The organism is Arthrobacter sp. LAR12-1-1.1 (assembly GCF_040676555.1).
Classification (GTDB): domain Bacteria; phylum Actinomycetota; class Actinomycetes; order Actinomycetales; family Micrococcaceae; genus Arthrobacter.
Genome location: NZ_JBEGIG010000007.1, coordinates 22,756 through 44,412, shown reverse-complemented (window position 1 = coordinate 44,412; position 21,657 = coordinate 22,756). Strand labels below are relative to the sequence as shown.

Sequence of the window (21,657 nt, the reverse complement as noted above, 5' to 3'; positions counted from 1 at the left end):
GTTCGCCATTTGACCGGATATCGCCTGCTGAATGTATCCAATCGCTGCTTAAGCCCTTAGTCGGCGGACCTACATAACCCCCGCCTCGATCCAGTGGCCAACGAAGCCTTGGTGCCGGCGTGGAGTCGCGGCATCCGCAATACCTTCCGGTGGCGAGGCTTGACCCGCGGATCGCGATGGCTGCACCCGAATGGGACTCCAGAAATGGGGGTCTCCTCTCTGGAGTAATCGCAATGGCTGCGCACTCTACTCACGGCCAGATGCGAGGATGCCCCCCACTGCCGGGCACGCCGTGGAGGACTCACGTCCACGCCCTGGCCCCCGTGGCGCCCCCGGTCCACCAGCCCGCCGCGGTGAACGTGCACCCCCCAGCCGCCTACAGCAAACCCTACTTTTCCGAAAGTTGGATACATGCAACCCCAAAGAACGCATTTTTTACCACTTTAGCGACAACTATTGCCTTGATCGTATCCAAACGCCTAGGGTTGTGGTGCGGAACACTACATCATTGCTTAGGGCTGCGACTATCCCTCTCATCGAGGAGACGGCGATTGGGCACCCCGGCTCGGCAGAGAGTAGGACTCGCATCGTGCGCGGCCAAAGAAGGCCGCGCACCGCTATTAATGTGCGCGGGTTTCCCGCCCCAAAACGGGCCTCAGTTTCACCTGACGGTTTCGTACTCCCCTAACACCAGCTTGATTTCTTGAAAGAGGCCGACCGATGTCTAGTTCTTCGCCACCTCGCGTTGCTCAGCAGCGGACGTATGGAGGAATTCCCAGCTACTCGCTGTACGCACTCGTATTTCTCTGGCTCATCTATGCACTCAACGCCAGCACCCGCCAGCTTCTATTCTTCGTTCTTCCCTCAATAGTCACGGAGTATCAGCTCACGCCTGAAATGACGGGTATCGTGTCGGCGATCGTGACCGTGTCCGCGTCCCTGTTGGCACTCCCGCTCGGCCCCTGGTTCGACAAAGGCGGACATGGGTGGGCCCGCAAGTACCGAAATGCCGTCATGGCGGTCGGATACTTTATCTTTACGATCTTGGGCGGAATCGCCGCGTTGACGTCTTCGATCTGGTCCTTCGTCACCTTGCAGAGCGTCAAGAATGCCTTCGGAGGAGCGGGAGAGGCCATCGAAGTCTCCACCATGGCAGAATCTGCCCCCGTCGAAAAGCGCGGCCTGTTCCTTGGGCTGCAGCACACCGCATACCCGTGGGGAACGCTCATCACCTCACTCCTCGTAGGTGGCATCCTCACTTTGGCAGGCACCGAGAACTGGCGCGATACGTTCTTGATAGTTCCGCTCTCTATGGTCCCGATCTGGATCAGCTACTGGCTGTTTGCCACGAAGAAGCGATACACCCGGTTCGAGGAACAAACTATAGCGGCCGGTTACACCGCTCCCCTGCGCGATGGCGACGAACCGCACGAGCCCGCGGCACCGGGCGCCTTGGGACGTGCGCTGCGCAATCCAAACATCGTTGTCCCTTCGATTGCGGCCCTTCTCGGCATCGCCGTCTACACCGGCATCAGCTTCTGGCTGCCGCAGTACATTGCGTTCGTCGGCAACTACAGCTTCGCTGAGGCGGCTGCTTATGCCGCAGTGTTCACGATCACCGGGGGTGTGGGACAGATTCTGTGGGGACATGTCTCGGACACTCTGGGGCGCAAGTTCACCTCGATCATAACGTTCGTGTGGCTCGGGATCGGCATCTTCATGCTGCAGCTCTCGTCCCAAGGCCTCATCTGGCTTGTCGGGCTCCAACTGTTCCTCGGAATGGCCACCAACGGGATCTTTCCGGTGCTCTACAGCTTCGTCGCGGATGCCGCTGAGAGGGGTGGCCTGGGTACTGCCAACTCTGTTCTGCTGACGACCATGTACCTTGGAGGAGCTTCTCCACTTGCCTTGGGCTTCCTGATCTCAGCGGGCGGCGGATACACGGCCGCCGCCGGCTACAACTGGAGCCTTTACATCATGGGCGGAGCCTGTATCCTCGCCGCCTTGCTTCTGGTCCTTTTCACACGTGAGACCGTCGGCAAATTCAAGTCCAGAGACCGCGCCCTCGTCTCCCCCCAAAGCTGCGGCCAGGCCCCGGTAGACACTTTCGCCTAATCGCCCACCTTCCGTAGTTGGCGGCAGATTCGCCCTCGCTGCGCCAAGCTCATCCTCCCGTCTCACTCGAAACAACATAGGAGTTGTATAGACATGCCCAGGACCCAAGAAGTTGTGAAGGTGCGCGACACGCACCTCTTCGTTGATGACACCGGCGAAGCGGATTTGCCCGTCATCCTCTGCCTGCACTCGCTGTTCCTCGATTCCCGCATGTTCGACGGTCTGGTCGAGGCTGCCGCAGGGAAATTCCGCGTCATTCGTCCCGAGTTCCGAGGTCAAGGAAGAAGCGACCTTCAGGATGTGGACGTCATCACTATGGATGAGAACGCCGAGGACATTCTGGCCCTGATCGACTCAATGGTTCTGAAAGATATCAATCTCCTCGTCCAGTCAATGGGCGGTGATGTTGGCGTGCGAGTGGCCGCGCGCAGACCCGAGCTGTTCCACAAGATGGTGATGGCCGGCTCCTCTGCCCGCGGTGAAACGCATAAGGAATACGTCGACTGGACCGAGCGCGCCAGTGTCCACGGGTTTGTGGGCGATGTGTTGGAAGAGACGATGGAAATCATGTTCGGGGCGACCTGCCTTGCAGACCCGGAGCGCGCAGACATGGTGTCGCTTTGGCGGGACCGAATCAATGCGGTGCCCCGGCGCCTCCGCCCGGCGATGATGGGCGTGATGACCAGGGAGAGTGCATTGGACCTTCTTCCGAAGATCGACTTCCCGGTTCTGATATTTTCAGGGACCGAGGATAGTGCGCGACCGCCGGCCTGGGCTCAAGAAGTGGCTGACGGACTTCCCAACAGCGAACTAGTCATCTTCGACGGCGTCGGGCACAGCCCAACCCTCGAAATTCCTGAAGTTGTCTACCCGCGGCTTTTGGGCTTCTTCCACTCCTAGATAGCTCATTTCCTCTTGGCTCTGGCTGGGTTCGGTCCTTCTTCTGGCGCCGAACCCAGTGGGAGCCAACGAACGTCACGCCACATGGCTGCCGGTGAACCATGGCGACTCTCCGCCGCTAACAATCCAGACATCATCCCAACGGAAAAGGGGAACCTGTGGAAACCACCCGCATGGCCGGGAGGACAGGCCGGAACATAGCCGAACAGCTACGCGCCGACATTCTCCAAGGCCTCCTCACCCCAGGGGAGCGAATCGGGCAGGAGGTGCTGGCCGAACGCTTCGACGCCAGCAGGATCCCGGTCAGGGAGGGTCTTAAGATCCTCGAAGCCGAAGGGCTGGTTACCATTGTCCCCAACAGCGGCGCGTGGGTTTCCAGTCTGGACGCCTTCGAGTTCGACCAGATTTACAAGCTGCGTGAACAGGTTGAAAGTCTGGTGCTCCGCGAAAGTATTGACAGGCTGACACCATCGCAAACTGACCGGCTCCAAAGGCTCGCCGACAAAATCACCGAAGCGTCCGATGCCGAGACATTCATGCGCCTCGATCAGGAATTCCACCTGTCGACATATGCGGGAGCCTCTTTTCCCCTCCTGCACGACATCGTCCATCGGTGCTGGAATTCCACAGTGCATTATCGCCGCGTTTTCGCGCAGGAACTCCAGCTCGAGCAGCAGTGGGCGACAGATGCAGAACACCACCTCATCGTGGACAGCATTGTCAGAAAAGACCACGAAACGGCGGGAAATCTCATCCGCGCCCACATCCGGAGAACACGTCTGACGCTGGCAGCGCGGCCAGACATCTTTCAAAAAAGCTCAGCGCCCGCAAACTGACCAAACCCCGGGGAAGGCGTTGTTCACTCATCCGGACAACATCCCGTCACGGTTGCCCTCGGCGAACCAGCAGTCCAATACAGAAGGAAGAAACAATGAAGTTACCGGCCACCATTCCTCCAACACGGCCCGGTGCGCCCCAATCCAGCCCACGGCCTGCAGCAGCGGCCGCGATCAAGTCGGCAGGGCATGTCATCGTTGACTCACTTGTGGCCCACGGTGTCCAGCGCGCCCACGTAGTCCCCGGGGAAAGCTTCCTCGACGTCCTGGACGGGCTGCACGACTCCACTATTGAAACCATTGTGTGCCGCCACGAGGGCGGGGCCGCCTACATGGCCGAAGCCGACGGGAAGATGAACCAGCTTCCCGGCGTCGCAATGGTGACGAGAGGCCCAGGGGCAGCCAACGCCCATGTCGGCCTGCATACCGCTTGGCAGGACTCCACGCCGATGGTGCTATTCGTCGGTCTCATCCCCTTCGCTCACCGGGACCGCGAGGCATTCCAGGAATTCGACATCAAAGCCTGGTTCGACACCGGGGCCAAGCGGGTGATGGTTCTGGATCACGCGGAGCGCGCCTCCGAAATTGTGGCCGAAGCTTTTTTTGCGGCAATGAGCGGCCGGCCCGGCCCCGTGGTCGTCGGCCTTCCCGAGGACGTCATTCGCCAGGACATTGACTCAACACTGCACCCGCCCATCCCCGTTGCAACCGGAGGAATGACCACCGCGGATTCCGGTGCCCTCGCCACCGCCTTGGCAGCATCCACTAAACCGCTGTTTGTAACCGGCGGGAACGACTGGACGCAGGAAGGCGCGGACCTGCTGACTCGATGGTTGGAGAAGCACCATATTCCTGCGGCAGCCGAGTGGCGCACTGAGGGCACCGTCCCGTTCCACTCCCCGTCGTATGTCGGACCGATCGGCTATGGGCGCCCGCGGCCCACCTACGACCTGCTGGAGGAGACCGACCTGCTTGTCTTTGTTGGCACGGTCCCCGGTGATGTCATCACCGACGGGTTCCTCTGCAGGCAGGACTGGAACAAGAAGAACTTCCTGGTCACCATCGACCCCTCCCTCCGCGGCCGCTCCGGCCCGGTGTCATATCAGATCGTCGCCAAACCCGACGTGTTCATCCGGGATCTCGTCAAAATCGACCTACCGGTCAAGAGCGAGTGGAAGGCCTGGACCTCGCGGATGCGTACCGAGCAGGAATCTTTCGCCGCCCTCCCTCCGGCCTCGCCGGTCGACGGCCAGGCCCGGATGGACACGCTAATGGCCAACCTCGTTCCGACGCTGCCCGCTGATGCGATGGTCACCCTCGGTGCCGGCGAGCACACGAACTGGGCGCACCGGTATTTCCCCACCCAGCGCTACGCGTCCATGATCAGCGCCCGCAACGGTTCCATGGGCTACTCCGTCCCCTCCGCCATCGCCGCCTCCCTGGCCTACCCCGGCAGGCGTATCGTCACCATCGCCGGCGACGGCGAATTCCTCATGAACGGCCAGGAACTCGCAACCGCCGCTCAGTACGGCGCCACTCCCCTGGTGATCGTGATGGACAACCAGGAATACGGCACCATCCGCACCCATCAGGAACGCCACTACCCTCAGAGGGTTTCAGGCACCCAGCTCAAAAACCCGGAATTCGCGCTCATGGCCCAAGCTTTCGGCGGCTTCGGCATCAAAGTCGAACACGACCGGGACATCCCCAGCGCCGTTGAGGCGGCACTGGCGGCCATCCATGAGGACCGCGTGTTCGCGCTCATCCACTTGGTCGTCGAGCAACGGGTCAAAGCCTACTAAGGCCTCTATGCAAACACGGCGCGACGGCAGCCGCTGCCTGACCCCGACGGCCGGTGTCCCCCCGCACTGCCGCTGAATACTTAACGCCTCATTGAATGGAAGAAAAGAATGTCTGTTCCCGCCATTAAAGAACTCGAACTACTGGACTCGGTCCCGACGGGCCTGCTGATCAACGGTGAGTGGCGTCCGGCCGCGTCCGGGAAGACGTTCGAAGTCGAGGACCCGGCGACGGGCAAGGTGCTGTTGAGCATCGCCGATGCCGGTCCTGAGGACGGCATGGCGGCCCTGGACGCGGCTGCCGCGGCGCAGGAGTCCTGGGCGAAGGTCCCGGCCCGGGAGCGCGGGGAGATCCTGCGCCGCGCCTTCGAGCTGGTCACGGCCCGTGCCGAGGACTTCGCGTTGCTGATGACCCTGGAGATGGGCAAGCCTTTGGCCGAGGCCCGCGGAGAGGTCACCTACGGCGCCGAGTTCCTGCGCTGGTTCTCCGAGGAGGCCGTCCGTGCGTTCGGCCGCTACTCGGTCTCCCCGGACGGGAAGTCCCGGCTGCTGGTGACCAAGAAGCCGGTGGGTGCCTGTCTTTTGATCACGCCGTGGAACTTCCCGCTGGCGATGGCCACCCGGAAGATCGCCCCGGCCGTCGCGGCCGGCTGCACGATGGTGCTCAAGTCCGCGAACCTGACCCCGCTGACCTCCCAGCTGTTCGCGGCCGTGATGGTGGAGGCCGGGCTGCCCGCCGGTGTCCTGAACGTCATCCCGACCTCCACCGCCGGGGCCACGACCGGCCCGCTGGTCAAGGACCAGCGCCTGCGCAAGCTCTCCTTCACCGGCTCCACCGAGGTTGGCCGCCGGCTGCTGGCCGACGCCTCCGAAACGGTGCTGCGGACCTCGATGGAGCTGGGCGGGAACGCCCCGTTCGTGGTGTTCGGGGACGCCGACGTCGACGCCGCCGTCGCCGGGGCGATGCTGGCGAAGCTGCGGAACATGGGCGAGGCCTGCACCGCGGCGAACCGGTTCATCGTGCACGAGTCCGTCGCGGACGAGTTCGCGGCGAAGTTCGCCGCGAAGATGAAGGAGATGACCACGGCCCGGGGCACCGAGGCCGAATCCAAGGTCGGCCCGCTGATCGATGCGAAGAGCCGGGACAAGGTCCACGAGCTCGTCACCGACGCCGTCGCCGCCGGCGCGGTCGCGGTGACCGGCGGCGCGGCCGTGGAGGGCCCGGGCTACTTCTACCAGCCCACCATCCTCACCGGCGTGACCGAGGGCACCCGGATCCTGTCCGAGGAAATCTTTGGCCCCGTCGCCCCGATCATCACCTTCGACACCGAGGACGAGGCCATCCGGCTCGCGAACAACACCGAATACGGCCTCGTCGCGTACGTCTTCACCCGGGACCTGAACCGGGGCATCCGGATGGGCGAACGCCTCGAGACCGGCATGCTGGGCCTGAACGCCGGCGTCGTGTCCAACGCCGCCGCCCCGTTCGGCGGCGTCAAGCAGTCCGGCCTGGGCCGCGAAGGCGGCCTGGAAGGCATCGAGGAATACCTCTACACCCAGTACATCGGCATCGCCGACCCCTACGCCAGCCAGCGGAAGGTGGCTAGCGCCCTCCACAGCCCGTGAAACGTTCGGCGCGCTACAGCACCGGACTTCGCCCCAAAGCAGCCAGGGCCCCACAACTCCTCGCAACGTGGGGCCGTGGCCACACAAGACCTGACGATCCTCCCCGCACTGCGACATCCCAACGTCCATACTGGGTTGACAAGCTACAGATTCAAATGTGGAAGAGGGCGTATGAAGGACGAGAAGACTGCCGGGGCAACCGGCAGGCGGATAGCACAGGAACTCCGCCAGGACGTCCTCGAAGGGAAACTGCGGCCAGGGGAACGAATCGGGCAGGAGGAACTCGCCGAACGTTTTGACGCAAGCCGCATCCCTGTCAGAGAAGGGTTGAAGCTTCTTGAGGCTGAGGGTCTGGTCACGATTGTTCCGAATGCCGGGGCATGGGTAGCCAAATTGGATGCCTTCGAGTTCGACCAGACCTACAAGCTCCGCGAGCAGGTTGAATCCCTGGCCGTCAGGGAAAGCATCGACAACCTAACCGAAAGCCAAATCCAAAGACTGCGTGAGCTGGCAGAGGAGATCGCGGCAGCCACCGACGTCGAGACGTTTCTGCGCGTCGACCGCGAATTCCATCTGCTGACCTACGCCGGCGCCGAGTTCGGCCTCCTGCACGATCTGGTGCAGCGGTTCTGGAACACGACGCAGCACTACCGGCGGGCCTTTGCACAGGGTCTGGACTTGGAGCAGCAGTGGGCCACGGATGCGGAGCACCGGCTCATTGTCGACAGCATCGCCAGGAGGGACCACGATGCAGCAGCCGGCTTGGTCCGCGGGCACATCCGCCGCACCCGGCTCAATCTCGCCTCGCGGCCAGAGATCTTCAATTAGGCTGATTGTATCCAAAAAAGACTTGTCGAACCTAGGCGCGAGCGTTCCGGCGGCGGGGGCGCCAAGGATCGGCGCTAGGTAGTTGTCGGATCGGCCGCCCATAAACCCCCCTATTTCCATGGGATACCAACGCGTTTCCCGCGAGTCCCGCCCCAGCACTCCTTGACGCCGAGCGGTTGTGTCGGTTAACTTTATTTTGGAAATTGTATCCAATCAGGAAAGTGTGACGACGATGTCAAAACGATGGGTTCCCGATCTTGCTCTGCCGACAGAGTTCTTGGCACCAGCCGCCGTTCTCGGAGGACGCGGCTCCACCAAGCAGATCGTAAAGGTGCTCCGCGACCAGTTCGGCCTTGCGGGAGGAACGGTCCTCGTTGCAGCCGACGACGCTGTTGTAAATTTCGGACTGGCGGAAAATCTGCTCCTTGCCCTTGAGGACGGGGGCTTCCGCGTAGTGCTTCGGACAGGCTTCGGAAGCGAGCCCACGGCGGAGATTGTCGACGCGGCCGCCGAAGAGGCGCGTGCGGCCAGGGCTGGTGCCATCATCGGAATCGGCGGAGGTTCCGTTCTGGACTCTTCAAAGATCATCTCTTTGTTGATGCTCAACGACGGCACTTCAGCTGACTGGCTGGGGGTTGTGGATCCGCCGCACGGCGTAGCGCCGCTGGTGCTGATCCCGACAACCTGCGGGACCGGCGCGGAGGCCACACGCATTGCCATGGTCACCGTTGATGGTGCAAAGCGCGTCTCCTCCTGTACGCGATACGTTCCACAGGCGGCCATCATTGACCCCGACCTGGTTGCCTCCCTGCCCCGGGGTGTCGTGGCGTCCACGGGAATGGATGCACTGGCACATGCCATTGAATCGCTCATGGCCACCAGCGCGTCGCCCCTGTCCGCCCACCATGCAATCGGCGCCATAGAGATGCTGATGCCTAGCCTGGACAAGGCCGCCGAGGGGGACCAGGACGCCCTCGCGCGCTGCCTCTGGGGTTCGCACCTGGCCGGCCAGGCCCTGAACGCAGGCGTAGTGATGGGCCATTCGCTGGCGTACTGCCTGTCCTATGAAAACCCCATGCCGCACGGCACTTCCTGCGCCCTCGCGCTGCCCTACTGCATCGCCTACAACCAGAACCTTGATCCCATGCTGGCGTCAGCGCTGGCGCGCGCCATCACCGGAGGAACGAGCGAAGACCTGCACACCGCCGCCCAGGAAATCCTTGATCTGTCCAGGCGGCTGGGACTGCCGACCACTCTGGACGAAGCGAACATCCCGGAGCACGCCGAAGCATCCATAGCCCAGCGCTGCGTCCGGGAATACCCCAGGCCGACCAACCCCGAACCACTGGAAGAAGAATCCCTGGAGCGCCTCGTATCCGCAATGCGCACAGGCGACCTGGCCGCCGCCTTCGAAGCTACGGCCCAAGCAGCCACGGTGAACCGATGACCACGGCCACACACTACAACAGCACAAAGCGCACAGGAGCAGACAAGATGACGATCGGACTAGTTAAGAACCTGGTCAACGGCGAATTCGTCCACGCCAGCCTGGGAACAACCCTGGATGTCACGGACCCGGCCACGAACGGCGACATCATCGGCCAGGTCCCAGCCATGGGCCCGAACGATCTGGACGAGGTCTTCAACGCCGCTGCCGAGGGCGCGAAGACATGGAAGAAGACCGGCCACCTGGAGCGAGGGCGGATTCTCCTGAACACAGCCTCCCTGATCCGGGAGCACTCGGAGGACCTGGTTGCCACCATCGTCACCGAGATGGGCAAGACCCGGGCAGAAGCCACGGGCGAAGTCGGGAAGTCGGCCGAATTCTTTGAATACTACGGCGGCCTCGCCCGGCTTCCGTTCGGAGAGTACCTGCCCGACGCCCGCCCGGGCACATTCGCCAGCCAGATCCGCGAACCAATCGGCGTCGTCCTCCTCATCACACCGTGGAACGACCCCCTGCTGACACCGGCGAGGAAGCTCGCCCCCGCGCTGCTAGCCGGCAACGCCGTAGTACTCAAGCCGGCCAGCGAAACACCGATCATCGCGCTCAAGCTCGCCGAACTTCTTCACAAGGCGGGCCTTCCTGCCGGCGTGCTCGGCACCGTCACAGGCCGCGGAGCGGACATTGGGCAGAAGCTCACATCACATCAAGGGCTGCGTGCAGTCTCGTTTACAGGATCGACTGAGATCGGAGTACAGCTGCAGAAGGAACTCGCCGGGACAGGCATTCGGGTGCAAACCGAAATGGGCGGAAAAAACGCGGCAGTCGTCCTCGAAGACGCCGACCTGGACGCAGCCGTCCCCACAATAATCGCCGGCGCCTTCGCCCAGGCCGGGCAGCGGTGCACCGCCACCAGCCGCCTCATCGTGCAGCGGAGCATCGAAACCCAGATCCGCAGCAAACTGGTGGCCGCCGTAGCGGAACTCAAAGTTGCCAGCGGGAACACCCCGGACGCAAGCCTCGGTCCCGTCGTCAGCAAAAAAGCGCAGCAGCAGATCCAAGCCCACATCTCAACGGCGATCCGCCAGGGCGCCGAAGTCATTGCCACCGCTCCCCTCGGAGAGGAACAACGCCAGACCGGCGCCTTTGTGGAACCAACACTTTTAGGTATCTCAACCGACCTGGATATCTGGAGGGACGAGGTCTTCGGGCCGGTGCTGGCTATGACCGTCGTGGACACTGTAGAAGAAGCCATCGACGCGGTGAACGACTCGGCCTACGGACTCTCCAGCGCCGTCTTCACCAAAGACCTTGGCCACGCATTTGCCTTCATCAACAGCGTCGACACCGGACAGGTCTCGGTAAACCAGCCCACCACCGGCTGGGACATCCACCACCCCTTTGGCGGTTTCAAGGACTCCGGTTCCCCCTTCAAGGAGCAGGGCCTTGAAGCGCTGAGCTTCTACACCCGCATCAAAACTGCCGCGATCCGGACGCAGTAATGAGCGAAGGAAACCAATTCTCCCTTGAAGGGAAGCGCGCACTTGTCACAGGCGCCGGCCGCGGCCTGGGATATGCCATCGCCAACGGACTCGCACAAGCCGGCGCTCAAGTGGCGCTGGTGTCCCGCAGCGAAGACGAACTCCACAGCGCGGCAAGAGCAATCGGACCAGCAGCCACTGCGTTCCCTACAGACGTATCGGTCCGGGGTGCCGCAGCGCCGCTACTCGACCAAGTCGAAAATGGGCTGGGCGGCGGAATCGACGTCGTCGTCCATGCCGCCGGGGTGCAGCACCGCGAACCGGCAGAGTCTTTTGACCCTGATGAGTGGGACCGCGTCATCAGCATCAACCTGACCGCCCCGTTCCTGCTCAGCCAGGAACTCGGAAGACGCCAACTTGAAAAAGGCCGCCGCGGGAGCCACATCTTCATAGGGTCGCTCTCAAGCCAGCTCTCCCTGCCCTCCGTTGTCGCCTACACGGCCAGTAAGTCCGGGATATACGGAGTTCTCCGAAACCTCAGCCTCGAGTGGGCCGGACGGGGCATCCGGGTCAACGGTCTGGGGCCCGGCTACATCCGGACCAAGCTCACAGAAGCCGTGTTCAACGACACTGAGCGGAAAGAGCGAATGCTCCAGCGGATACCGATGAACAGATTCGGCGAACCGGAAGAACTCGCCGGCGCCGCGGTGTTCCTGGCTTCCGACGCATCCAGCTACATTACCGGCCAGCTACTGATGGTCGACGGCGGCTGGACGGCCAGCTGACCTGTGCATTAACACACAAATTTAAACGCATCCCCGCAGGGGAGCCAGACAAGAAACAGAGACAACGATGACCGAACAGATTGGCATCATCGGCGGAGGCATCGTGGGCATCGCAATCGCCCGCGCCCTCACCCAGCGAGGAATGGGCGAGGTAACGGTAGTGGAAAAAGAGCACCGCGTCGCCATGCACCAGACAGGACACAACTCCGGCGTGGTCCATGCCGGGCTATACTACGCCCCGGGGTCGCTCAAAGCGACCCTGTGCGCCCGCGGCAGGCACCTCACCCGCGACTACTGCCTGGAAAAGAACCTCCCCTACCGGGAAGTCGGCAAACTCGTCGTAGCTTTGACAGCAGAAGAGCTGCCCGCACTGGAGAATATCGAAAAACGGTCGGTCGCCAACAACGTGCCCGGCCTGCGCCGCCTCAACGCCGAACAAATCAAGGAAATTGAGCCACACGCTGCCGGCGTCGCCGCCCTGCACTCCCCGCACACCGCCGTCGTCGACTACGCCGCAATTACTGAAGCCATGGCCGAGGACATCCGCCAAGCCGGCGGCCGGATACTCCTCGGACACGAAGTCACCCGGATCGCGCATGCCAACGGCAAGGTCCAGGTAACCACCAGCGCAGCAGAACTAGTTTTCGACCGCCTCATTGTCTGCGCCGGACTGCAATCCGATCTGGTTGCCCAGTTCGTAGGCGCCTCCCCCTCACCCAAAATCCTGCCCTTCCGTGGTGAATACTGGGCTCTGTCAGCGGCGAAGCAGCACCTCGTCAAAGGCATGATCTACCCCGTACCTGATCCCAGCTTCCCCTTCCTCGGCGTTCACTTCACCCGGGGCGTCTATGACGACATCCACGTTGGTCCCAACGCTGTCCCAGCCTTGGCCCGCGAAGGCTACGGTTGGCGGACCATCTCACTCAAGGACACCTGGGCGTCGGCGACCTGGCCAGGGGCGCCCACCTTGGCGAAGCAGCACTGGCGGATGGGAGCCAAGGAAATCGCCGCGTCCCTCATCAAACCGCTTTACTTCAAGGAAGCGAGCCGGTTTATTCCTGAGCTCGAGATGGCCGACCTGACCGCTAAAACCGCCGCTGGTGTCCGGGCCCAGGCATGGGCCAGTGATGGCTCGCTCCTGGATGATTTCGCCATCGACCAGGTCGGACCCGTCACGCTACTGCGCAATGCTCCGTCACCGGCGGCAACCTCGGCCATGTCGATCGCCGACCATCTCATTGACCACCATGTACTCGCCCGCCCCTGAAGCTGAGGCGGGCCGGGCTTCAGCGTCCCGAGGGATGCTGGCCGAAGACCAGAGCATTTGCGCCGGCGTGGGGACGCTGACTGCTTTTACTGCTCCGGACCCGAGACGGACCGATGGGAGTGCGGCCCGCGGCCACGGACTATCTTCGACCGTCGGTTCCTGGGCGAACGGTCGTCCCGCCGCGTTCAGGACCGGACGCGGAGCCGGGCCGCGTGCCGCGCTCAACGAGGAAGCCCCTCACCACAATGCAGGCTTTTGCGTACCGCGTGGCATCAACCGCGTGCAAGGGCTTCCTCTCATTGCAGAACCAGTGAGGACTGCTCTCGGCTTCCGGTGAGAGCCCTAGGGACGAGAACCGCGTCTTGGCTGTAACCCGGCACATGCAGGTATGTATTGGTGACTCTGCCAACCGATCACATGCGCACTCGGTGGTCTTGATGCCAGTGGGCGGTAAGGAAATGCTGACGGCACCGACTCTTTTGGCGTTGTCGCCGTCAGGCCTATGCGGATTCGGTCAGCGGTCCCCGGGCAGGCCTGCTTCGGCAACCCTTGCGGTGTCGACGAATTGTTCGAAGCGTACGATAAGTCCGCCGCGGACGATGAAGTGGTGGGCCACCCGGACGGTCAAGGGTTTCCCGGTTGCCCGGTGCCTGGCGGTGTACCGGGCGAGGACCACTACGTTTTCACCTTCGACGATGTAGGTGTCGTCGTGGGCCGCCCGCCCCTCCCAGTCTCTACCGAGAATTTCCATGACGTTGGAGGTCACTTCGTTGGGCGTGCGGTAGGTCCCTGCAAGGGGAAGCCGGCCATCTCCGTCCATTCGACATCAGGGACCATCGTGGCGCGGAGCGCTTCGAGGTCACCTGCTGCTGAGGCCAGATACTGACGGCGGATGACGTCCCGAGGCGAGCTTGAGCGGGCAGGTTCAGCGGCGTCATTCAGCCCCATGTCATTTCCCCCTTGGCGACCTTGGTTCCGATTTGCGGTGCGATGAGCATTCCGGAGTTTGGGTAGCTTTCGATCAGGGCGGCCGTGCCGGCGGCGGCATCGGCTGAGCGGGCAAGTATCCCTTCGAATTCCCGGAGGTAGGACCGCGTGTAATCGATGGCCGTGGCATCGTTGGCGGTTCCGGGCAGCCGGTGGCCCGCTATGACGAGTTGTGGGTTCAGGGCCTGCATCTGGTCAAGGAGTTCGATCCATGCCGAGCGCTGTTCGGGGGTGGGGGTGTCTGCGGTCCAGACGTGTTCTTCCTGGAAGACCAGGACCCCGCCGACCACTGCTTTCTGATCAGCGTTGAAGAGGTAGTGCCTGTCAGGAGCAGGTCAGAGCCGCCGCGAAGGTCAAAGCGGTACCCGTCGAGTTCAATTGCGCCTGCATTCAGGGGCGCGATCACGGCCAGGCGGGTCGGGAGGTTGGCGCCCAGTGCTGCCCAGGCCTTGAGTTTGCCCTCGAATGTCGCCTGGATGTGCTCGATGACTATCGGGGTCGCCAGGATTGTGGCATCCGGGAACGCATCGGCGAAGACTTCCAGGCCGAAGTAGAAGTCCGGGTCGGCGTGGCTGATGAAGACGGTTTCCAGCTCTTTGCCGGAGTCCAAGATGGCCGCAACGAGACGGTGGCCGTCGGCCCGGGTGAAGCCTGCGTCCACAAGCATTGCCTTGGACGGGCCGATAACCAACGTTGCCGACTTGTTTGGTGAACCTGCGGGGAAGTCGAGATCGAAGACCTCAAAATTCAGTGACATTACTGGTTAACCTCTCTCGGATGCCCTCGAGAACGCCCCGAAGCGAGTCACGCAATGCACGCTCACTCAGATCCAACAATAGCTGACTAGTCAGCTATTGTTGGGAGTTATGCCCAATCGTTCACGGCATGATCGGCAATTCCTGCGCAGCATTCTTGCTGATCCTTTTGACGGCCTCCGAGAACACCTCGGCCTCTGCGGGTGAGAGTAGGTCGAGCAGGTACCGTTCGATATTCTGCACGTGGCGGCTACCGGCTCTGAGGAGCAAGTCTTCGCCGTGCGCCGAGAGGCGGATCAACTGGACACGGGCGTCGGAAACGGAGCTCTCCCGTTCAATAAGGCCCAGCGCTGAGGCGCGCTGCACCAACCGCGTGGCTCCGCCTGACGTCAACACCCTCGCTTGGGCGATGTCACGCACCGGGATTCCCTGGTCGCCCGCCCGTCCTGCGAGGAGAAGCAGTTCAAAAAGGGAATGGCTGATGCCGAACTCCTGCTCCAGGTCGCGGCCAAGAAGAAACTCCAGCCGGTTCGCCGCACCCAGAAGGCGCCCGAAGACCAGGACGCGATGATCGTTGGCAGCCTCTTGGCCGGAGCCGAATTCCTTCATACTGTTCACCGTCCAACATTATGCTTATCTCCCCGCAACAATCTCCTTCCCTGCCCGGGACCCGGGTTGCCCGCCGGCCCCTTACACCCAGCGGTGATTCCTCCACCAGAGCGACCCGCAACAGCAGACGGCCATACAAAACAATCGCCGCCGCAACTCCACAGGAAATCAGTCGCAAGCCATGGCGGGCGTCCTCCGACGCTGATCCGGACTCCACCCTCCGGAACGCAACAGAAGACCCTACGAAAGGCCGAGTTCTACGAAGCCTGGACCGTCGAGGACCGCACGGGTTTCGACTAAATGGTGCCACCCGGAGAAGGTTCGACGACGGCTAGGCCCTGGTCGGTTCCACGTTCATGTGCGAGTTCGTTCAGGTGGCGGCGCAAGCTCTTTGCAACCTTTCCAACGGCTTCGAGGTCTTCAGGCGTGAGGGCTTCGATGAAGAACCGGCGGACGAGCCGAAGATGCGGCGCTGAGGAAGCGCGGAAAGTCCGTGCTCCGTCGTCGGTAAGTTCCACCTCTGCGCCACGGCTGTCGTTACCCGACTTACGCCGTCGAATGAGCCCCCGGGATTCCATGCGACCCAGGTGGTGCGAAAGTCGGCTGCGCTCCCATCCGACACCCGCGGCGAGCGTGGAGGATCGCAAACGGTGTCCTTCGGACTCGCTCAGGGCCAGGAGCACCGCGTAGTCGCCCGGGGAAACGCCGGAGGTGGCCTGCAGTCCCGTCGCCAAAGCCTGTCTTATCGCCTCTGCCGTCTCGACATACTCGCGCCATACGGCCAGTTCATCCGGAGTAAGACTCCGCCGGGCACTCTTACCGCTTTGTTCCATAACCACCTCGTCTTCGTTTGACATGTCAACCATACGGGGTGATGATTGACGCGTCAATTAAGTAATTGACATATCAACTAGAGGAGACCCATGAGCGAAGTGATCTTTGGCCTGGACACCTTCGGCGACGTCCCTGTTGACGACCAGGGCGCACCAGTCAGCCATGCCCGTGCGATCCGGCAGTTGGTCGACGAGGCCGTGCTGGCCGACCAGTTGGGTGTGGATGCCTTTACTGTCGGTGAGCACCACCGCCCGGAATATTCAGTCTCGGCCCCCGAGACTGTCCTGGCCGGCATGGCCACGCGCACCTCACGCATCCGCCTTGGATCCGGCGTGACGGTGCTCAGCTCCGATGACCCCGTGCGCGTCTTCCAGCGATTTGCGACAGTGGATGCGCTGTCCAACGGCCGCGCCGAGGTCATTCTGGGGCGGGGTTCCTTCACCGAGTCGTTCCCCCTCTTCGGCTACGACCTCAAAGACTACGACGTGCTCTTTGAGGAGAAGATTGAACTGTTCGCACGACTCCTTGACGAGAAACCCGTGACCTGGAAAGGCACCATGCGTGCACCGCTGGTTGATGCCGATGTCTACCCCAAGACTGAGGGCGGTCTGCGGACGTGGGTAGGCGTCGGCGGCACGCCCCAGTCAGTGGTCCGCACGGCGAAATACGGGTTCCCCATGATGCTCGCCATTATCGGCGGACAGCCCGAACGGTTCACGCCCTTCATCGACCTCTACAAACGGGCTGCCGCGGACTTCAACACGACGGCGTGGCCGGTAGGAATGCACTCCCCCGGGTTCATTGCGGATTCCGACGACGAAGCCAAAGAGATCTTCTGGCCCCACTACAAGGTGGTCAGGGACCGCATCGGAGCCCTCCGCGGCTGGCCGCCCGTCCGCCGCGAAGATTTCGAGGCCGAAACCCGGAACGGCTCGATGTACATCGGCTCACCGGAGACCGTCGCCAGGAGAATCGCCCGTGCCGTGGCCTCACTGGACGTTGGCCGCTTCGACCTCATCTTCACTTCCGGAGCCCAGCCAATCAGCGCACGCCTCAAAGCCGTCGAACTCTACGGGAGCAAAGTCGTGCCGATGGTCCGCGAAATACTCGCCGACCACCGGAACGCGATGGAAGTCGCATGACGGCCCCAGCCACGAACAACCCTGTGACTCACGAAAGAAGAACATCATGAACGTCGCCCTCTGGATCATCACCGCCGTACTCGCCCTTCTCTTCCTTGCCGCAGGAACCATGAAAATTGCCCAACCCAAGGCGAAGCTCGCGGCCGCCGGCCAAGGCTGGGTGGAAGACTTCTCCGACGGCGCCGTCAAGCGCATCGGCGCACTCGAAATCCTCGCCGCCCTCGGCCTCATCCTGCCGGCACTACTGGGAATAGCCACGGTGCTGGTGCCCACAGCCGCGGCCGGGCTCTTCTTCCTCATGGCAGGCGCTGCCATCACTCACGGCCGCCGCCACGAAACGCCCAACGTCATCATCAACCTCGTCTTGGGCATCCTTGCCGCTGGTGTCGCAGTTGCCCGTTTTGGCCCGTACGGCCTCTGAGCGGAGGGAGTGATTCCTCAATAAGGTTTGCGGCAGCCGACACCGGAGTGCTGGTGAAAGTCACCGACCAGCCGAGCACGATGACCTTCAGCAACACCGAGGCGGCAGCACCCCAGGTCATCTCCGGACCGCTCGCCGCTATCACCCAACCCGGTGGGCCCCCGGCCGCGGCGGCAACGGCGGCGTCACCGGAACAGAACGGCGCAGTCATCGGCCAGGCACCGGAAGCAACCAACTGGATCTGAATCCGGCAGTGGCCAACCTGAGCGTCAGACCACCCCGAAAAGACCCCGGCGACTTATCAATGCCGGGACAACTTAGAAGATCAAGCGATGATCACACAGACCCCTCAGCTTCCGAAAAAAGGGACGTCCCCGCTGAGCCTGCTAGCCCCTTATTGCTCCCGAGCCGCCAGCGTGTTCGGCGTCCGCGCCAGGAACCAAGTGACGCCTCCATGCCCCGCCGGGTCGGATCCTCTCCCCCGAACTTAACGTTGCTTACCACCGGTCCCCGCTCTACGCTCCTAGCAGACGGACATGCCAGCGAGCGAGGTCATCGTCCGGGTGCCCACATCGACGTGGCTCCAAGACCCCTACCTACGGCACGGCATACCGCCAAGCAAGCGGCTGCTGCTGCCGAAAACGCCCTGACGGCCTTGCCCATTCATTGCGGCAATCAAAAGTCAGGAACCGGGTCATGCCCGGCTATACAAAGGAGTTCGAATGCCCACTGAAATTACCAAAGTTGCTGTCGTCGGCGGCGGATACATGGGTGGAGGGATTGCGCAGACCCTGGCCCTGGCAGGCCTGCCATGCGCCCTGGCGGATGTCACGGCCGAGGCCGCCCAAAACTCAGTGCGCCGCCTGGTTGAAGAGGGCAAGGACTATGAGTCGAGGGGACTGTTCCCTGAGGGCGCCCATGACCTGCTGGTGGCCAATCTGCGAGCCGCCGAGAGCATCGAAAGCGCCGTCGAAGGAGCCGACTACGTCAGCGAGGCAGTTCCGGAGATCCTTGACCTCAAGCAAGCCACCTTGGCACGCATCAGCAACGCAGCCGGCCCGCACACCGTTATTGGCAGCAACACTTCGGCCATTCCCATTGGCACCCTGGCAGAGTCCGTCACCCGGCCCCAAAACTTCCTCGGCGTGCACTGGATGAACCCGTCATTCTTCGTTCCTTCCGTGGAAATCATCCCCACGGAAAACACGTCACCGGAAGCAATCGGCGCCGTGGAGGAGCTGCTGAAGAAGGCTGGCAAAGTCGCCACGCGCGTCGCCGACTCGGCCGGATTCGTCGCCAACCGGCTCCAGTACGCTCTGTTCAAGGAAGCCTCATCCATGGTCGAAGAGGGCCTGGCCACGCCGGAGGTAGTCGACGAGGTCGTCAGCAATGCCTTCGGCTTCCGTCTGGCCTTCTTCGGACCCTTTGCAATTGCTGACATCGCCGGCCTGGACGTCTATGAAAACTCCTTCCGCAGCATTGAAAGTGCTTACGGCAGCCGCCTCGCAGCGCCCGAAGTCCTCAAGGGCAAAGTCGCCGAAGGGCATCTTGGCCTCAAGACCGGGCAGGGGTTCCTCACCATGGATCCGGCCGCAGCGCAAGAGATCGCCAATTACAGGGACCGGGCCTACTCTGAACTCAAGGCCCTCAAGGAACGGCTCGGCCCGCCGCCGTTCCTCTCCAAAAACGCATAGATCTCTTGTCCAGGTCCATACCCTGACCAAGAATTCATCCAGGCCCCGGCACGACAAATGCGCCTTTGTGCGCTTGCCAGACGGCGGTAGCGGTCGCTGCAACAGCGCCGGCGAACCCCGTCCCATCGTTCAGGCTGCCACCGGGCCACGGAGACGCCTTAGACATTCCTTAACGTTTCGGAGGTTCAGGGCCAATGGCTCCCATCTACCCCTTCGCCGGCACCAAGCCGGATATCCACCAATCCGCCTTCGTGGCACCGACTGCCGCCATCATCGGCAGGGCCACACTCGGTAAGGAAGCGAGTGCCTTTTACGGGGTCTCCGTCCGGGCGGACACTGCAGCGATCGCCGTGGGCGTGGGCACAAACCTGCAGGACAACGTGGTGCTCCACGCCGACCCCGGCTATCCCTGCACGCTGGGCGACCGCATCAGCGTCGGGCACTCCGCAGTCCTCCACGGTTGCACCGTAGAGGACGACTGCCTCATCGGAATGAACGCCACAATCCTCAACGGAGCCGTCATCGGCACAGGTTCACTGGTAGCCGCAGGCGCCGTGGTACTGGAAGGCGCCGTAGTTCCGCCGCGTTCACTCGTCGCCGGGATCCCGGCCAAAGTACGACGTGAACTGACCGACGAGGAATACGCGGGGTCCAAGCCAACGCCACCCGCTACGTGGAACTGGCCCAGGCCCACCGGCAGCTCCACGAACCAACTCCGACCTAAGCCACAACGAGGCCACGGCCGCCTCAGGTCCGCTCCCCCGTTACACGCCCATGAAGCGCGCCCTAAGACAACGCCGTCGGGCAACACATCTCCGGCCCGACCGCATGACAGTGCGAAACCCTTCGGCCCGCTGGATAAGCGCCGCCGGAGCCCCGTCTGCCGTCACCGCGAGTCCAGCGCGCCACCTCCTCAGACCGGTTTCATGCCGTAGAACTAACGAAGCTTCATTACATTTTACTTAACGTTGCTTAACACCATCTCGCCCGGCTGTAATGGACATCACAAAGACTTCCAGCTGGGAATCCCCTTACGACGTTGAAAGGAAACACGATGGTCGGTGCTACAGCAGCCGTGACGCCCGTGCAGAATTCACAGCGTCCCGCGAAGATCTCTGCTGCTGCTGTTGCCCGTGCAGCAGGCGTTTCACCGGCCACGGTCAGCTATGTGATGAATGGCCGCCAAGGCGTATCGGCTGATACACGCCGGCAGATTCTGAAGATCGCCAACGAACTCGGCTACCGGCCATCCGGCCACGGCCGCCTGCCCGACCCGTTGCTCACGCGCGTCGTCGGTTTCATCCTTCCCAACATCACCAACCCGATGCACACAGGATGGGCGCAGCACATCATCACCGCTTCGGCGGCCGAGGGGTTCGACGTCTTCGTCGCCACAACATTCGATGACCCTGAATCCCTCGCCCAGATCGCCTCAACGCTGGCGGCACGAAACGTCGACGGGGTCATCATCGCCGGCGCTCTCCGGGAAGACTCCCGTGCACTACGCACGCTGAGGCAACGGCGCATTCCCTATGTCTACCTCTCCCGGCGTGCGGACCACGTCCCTGGCGACTTCGTGGGAATCGACGATGACACGGCGGCGTCCCAGCTCATGCAGCACATCCTGGACCATGGCTACACCGAGATCGCGACCGTGATCGGTCCGCGATTCTCAACAGCCTCCATGGCCCGTGAAATCGCCTTCGTCCGTACAGCGGCGGCGGCCGGCGCCGACATCAGTGGCCCGCGCAAAATCAGCACGCGCCTGAGCGCCGACGGAGGGCTGGTCGCCGCGCAGCAGCTGCTGGACTCATCTGCCCCACCTCGGGCGATTGTCTGCGGATCGGATGAAATCGCCATGGGGGTCATGGAACACGCCTTGGCCCGTGGGCTTCGAATCCCGGAAGACGTAGCTGTCGTTGGCAGCGACGGACTGACGCACAGCCGCTCACGACTGATCGGCATGACCACCATCGTCCAACCCGTCAAGCAGATGGCGGACCGGGCATTCGAGCTGCTGCTGGACCAGATCGCGTCCCCCCGAACCACGTACACCCAGACGATATGCGCGCACCGGCTGCATATCGGCACGTCCTGCGGATGCCCAGCAGGAGCAGCTCCAGCATCCCCTTGA

The 21,657-nt window shown here is 62.6% G+C and carries 20 protein-coding genes and 1 pseudogene; 16 read left to right on the top strand and 5 right to left on the bottom strand.

The annotated features are described in order from the left end of the window. The first annotated feature begins 720 nt into the window (after nucleotides 1-720). The 10 genes from MRBLAR12_RS06735 to lhgO all read left to right on the top strand — a co-directional run bounded on the left by MRBLAR12_RS06735 (nucleotide 721) and on the right by lhgO (nucleotide 13,081). A complete protein-coding gene (locus MRBLAR12_RS06735) occupies nucleotides 721-2,115 on the top strand; it encodes an MFS transporter (protein ID WP_229995252.1) in 1,395 nt (464 codons plus the stop codon). 93 nt (nucleotides 2,116-2,208) lie between these two features. Further along, nucleotides 2,209-3,015, top strand: a complete 807-nt coding sequence (locus MRBLAR12_RS06730; RefSeq protein ID WP_229995253.1) for an alpha/beta fold hydrolase — start codon at nucleotides 2,209-2,211, stop codon at nucleotides 3,013-3,015. A 158-nt stretch (nucleotides 3,016-3,173) separates the two neighbouring features. Further along, nucleotides 3,174-3,851: a GntR family transcriptional regulator gene (locus tag MRBLAR12_RS06725; protein WP_229995254.1), complete on the top strand. Its 678-nt coding sequence runs from the start codon at nucleotides 3,174-3,176 to the stop codon at nucleotides 3,849-3,851. 95 nt (nucleotides 3,852-3,946) lie between these two features. After that, nucleotides 3,947-5,653 carry a thiamine pyrophosphate-dependent enzyme gene (locus tag MRBLAR12_RS06720; RefSeq protein ID WP_364744581.1) on the top strand — a complete coding sequence of 569 codons (1,707 nt, stop codon included), beginning with the start codon at nucleotides 3,947-3,949 and terminating at the stop codon, nucleotides 5,651-5,653. A 108-nt stretch (nucleotides 5,654-5,761) separates the two neighbouring features. Further along, nucleotides 5,762-7,276 (top strand): NAD-dependent succinate-semialdehyde dehydrogenase, encoded by a 1,515-nt coding sequence (locus tag MRBLAR12_RS06715; protein ID WP_364744579.1) that lies wholly within the window; start codon nucleotides 5,762-5,764, stop codon nucleotides 7,274-7,276. A gap of 171 nt (nucleotides 7,277-7,447) precedes the next feature. Then, nucleotides 7,448-8,104 (top strand): GntR family transcriptional regulator, encoded by a 657-nt coding sequence (locus MRBLAR12_RS06710; protein WP_229995257.1) that lies wholly within the window; start codon nucleotides 7,448-7,450, stop codon nucleotides 8,102-8,104. 232 nt (nucleotides 8,105-8,336) lie between these two features. Continuing rightward, complete coding sequence (locus MRBLAR12_RS06705) at nucleotides 8,337-9,551, top strand: iron-containing alcohol dehydrogenase (protein WP_229995258.1); 1,215 nt, start codon at nucleotides 8,337-8,339, stop codon at nucleotides 9,549-9,551. A gap of 47 nt (nucleotides 9,552-9,598) precedes the next feature. Continuing rightward, a complete protein-coding gene (locus MRBLAR12_RS06700) occupies nucleotides 9,599-11,050 on the top strand; it encodes an aldehyde dehydrogenase family protein (protein WP_229995259.1) in 1,452 nt (483 codons plus the stop codon). Further along, nucleotides 11,050-11,814 carry an SDR family NAD(P)-dependent oxidoreductase gene (locus MRBLAR12_RS06695; protein ID WP_229995260.1) on the top strand — a complete coding sequence of 255 codons (765 nt, stop codon included), beginning with the start codon at nucleotides 11,050-11,052 and terminating at the stop codon, nucleotides 11,812-11,814. The genes MRBLAR12_RS06700 and MRBLAR12_RS06695 overlap by 1 nt, the downstream gene beginning before the upstream one ends. Before the next feature lie 67 nt (nucleotides 11,815-11,881). After that, nucleotides 11,882-13,081, top strand: coding sequence for an L-2-hydroxyglutarate oxidase (lhgO, locus tag MRBLAR12_RS06690; protein ID WP_229995261.1), 1,200 nt, complete (start codon nucleotides 11,882-11,884; stop codon nucleotides 13,079-13,081). A gap of 514 nt (nucleotides 13,082-13,595) precedes the next feature. On the opposite strand, the gene MRBLAR12_RS06685 is transcribed toward lhgO, so the two are convergent. The 5 genes from MRBLAR12_RS06685 to MRBLAR12_RS06665 all read right to left on the bottom strand — a co-directional run bounded on the left by MRBLAR12_RS06685 (nucleotide 13,596) and on the right by MRBLAR12_RS06665 (nucleotide 16,289). Next, the gene (locus tag MRBLAR12_RS06685) at nucleotides 13,596-13,901 is read right to left on the bottom strand and encodes a nuclear transport factor 2 family protein (RefSeq protein WP_229995262.1); all 306 of its coding nucleotides are present in this window, start codon (nucleotides 13,899-13,901) and stop codon (nucleotides 13,596-13,598) included. Nucleotides 13,902-14,019: 118 nt separating this feature from the next. Beyond that, nucleotides 14,020-14,259 (bottom strand): hypothetical protein, encoded by a 240-nt coding sequence (locus tag MRBLAR12_RS06680; protein WP_364744573.1) that lies wholly within the window; start codon nucleotides 14,257-14,259, stop codon nucleotides 14,020-14,022. After that, the gene (locus MRBLAR12_RS06675) at nucleotides 14,247-14,825 is read right to left on the bottom strand and encodes an MBL fold metallo-hydrolase (protein WP_364744571.1); all 579 of its coding nucleotides are present in this window, start codon (nucleotides 14,823-14,825) and stop codon (nucleotides 14,247-14,249) included. The genes MRBLAR12_RS06680 and MRBLAR12_RS06675 overlap by 13 nt, the downstream gene beginning before the upstream one ends. Before the next feature lie 121 nt (nucleotides 14,826-14,946). Beyond that, nucleotides 14,947-15,432 (bottom strand): MarR family winged helix-turn-helix transcriptional regulator, encoded by a 486-nt coding sequence (locus tag MRBLAR12_RS06670; RefSeq protein WP_364744621.1) that lies wholly within the window; start codon nucleotides 15,430-15,432, stop codon nucleotides 14,947-14,949. 296 nt (nucleotides 15,433-15,728) lie between these two features. Next, on the bottom strand, nucleotides 15,729-16,289 hold the full coding sequence (locus tag MRBLAR12_RS06665) for a MarR family winged helix-turn-helix transcriptional regulator (protein ID WP_229995265.1): 561 nt from the start codon (nucleotides 16,287-16,289) through the stop codon (nucleotides 15,729-15,731). A gap of 66 nt (nucleotides 16,290-16,355) precedes the next feature. Between MRBLAR12_RS06665 and MRBLAR12_RS06660 the strand changes: the two genes are divergently transcribed. From MRBLAR12_RS06660 to MRBLAR12_RS06635, 6 genes and pseudogenes are all read left to right on the top strand, one after another. Beyond that, on the top strand, nucleotides 16,356-17,408 hold the full coding sequence (locus MRBLAR12_RS06660) for an LLM class flavin-dependent oxidoreductase (protein ID WP_229995266.1): 1,053 nt from the start codon (nucleotides 16,356-16,358) through the stop codon (nucleotides 17,406-17,408). Nucleotides 17,409-17,454: 46 nt separating this feature from the next. After that, nucleotides 17,455-17,829, top strand: coding sequence for a DoxX family protein (locus MRBLAR12_RS06655; RefSeq protein ID WP_229995267.1), 375 nt, complete (start codon nucleotides 17,455-17,457; stop codon nucleotides 17,827-17,829). Between the two features lie 53 nt (nucleotides 17,830-17,882). Next, nucleotides 17,883-18,074: a hypothetical protein gene (locus MRBLAR12_RS06650; protein WP_229995268.1), complete on the top strand. Its 192-nt coding sequence runs from the start codon at nucleotides 17,883-17,885 to the stop codon at nucleotides 18,072-18,074. Nucleotides 18,075-18,551: 477 nt separating this feature from the next. Continuing rightward, on the top strand, nucleotides 18,552-19,523 hold the full coding sequence (locus MRBLAR12_RS06645) for a 3-hydroxyacyl-CoA dehydrogenase family protein (protein ID WP_364744566.1): 972 nt from the start codon (nucleotides 18,552-18,554) through the stop codon (nucleotides 19,521-19,523). Between the two features lie 194 nt (nucleotides 19,524-19,717). Further along, a pseudogene (locus MRBLAR12_RS06640) lies at nucleotides 19,718-20,247 on the top strand (gamma carbonic anhydrase family protein). 330 nt (nucleotides 20,248-20,577) lie between these two features. Next, nucleotides 20,578-21,657 carry a LacI family DNA-binding transcriptional regulator gene (locus tag MRBLAR12_RS06635; RefSeq protein ID WP_229995270.1) on the top strand — a complete coding sequence of 360 codons (1,080 nt, stop codon included), beginning with the start codon at nucleotides 20,578-20,580 and terminating at the stop codon, nucleotides 21,655-21,657.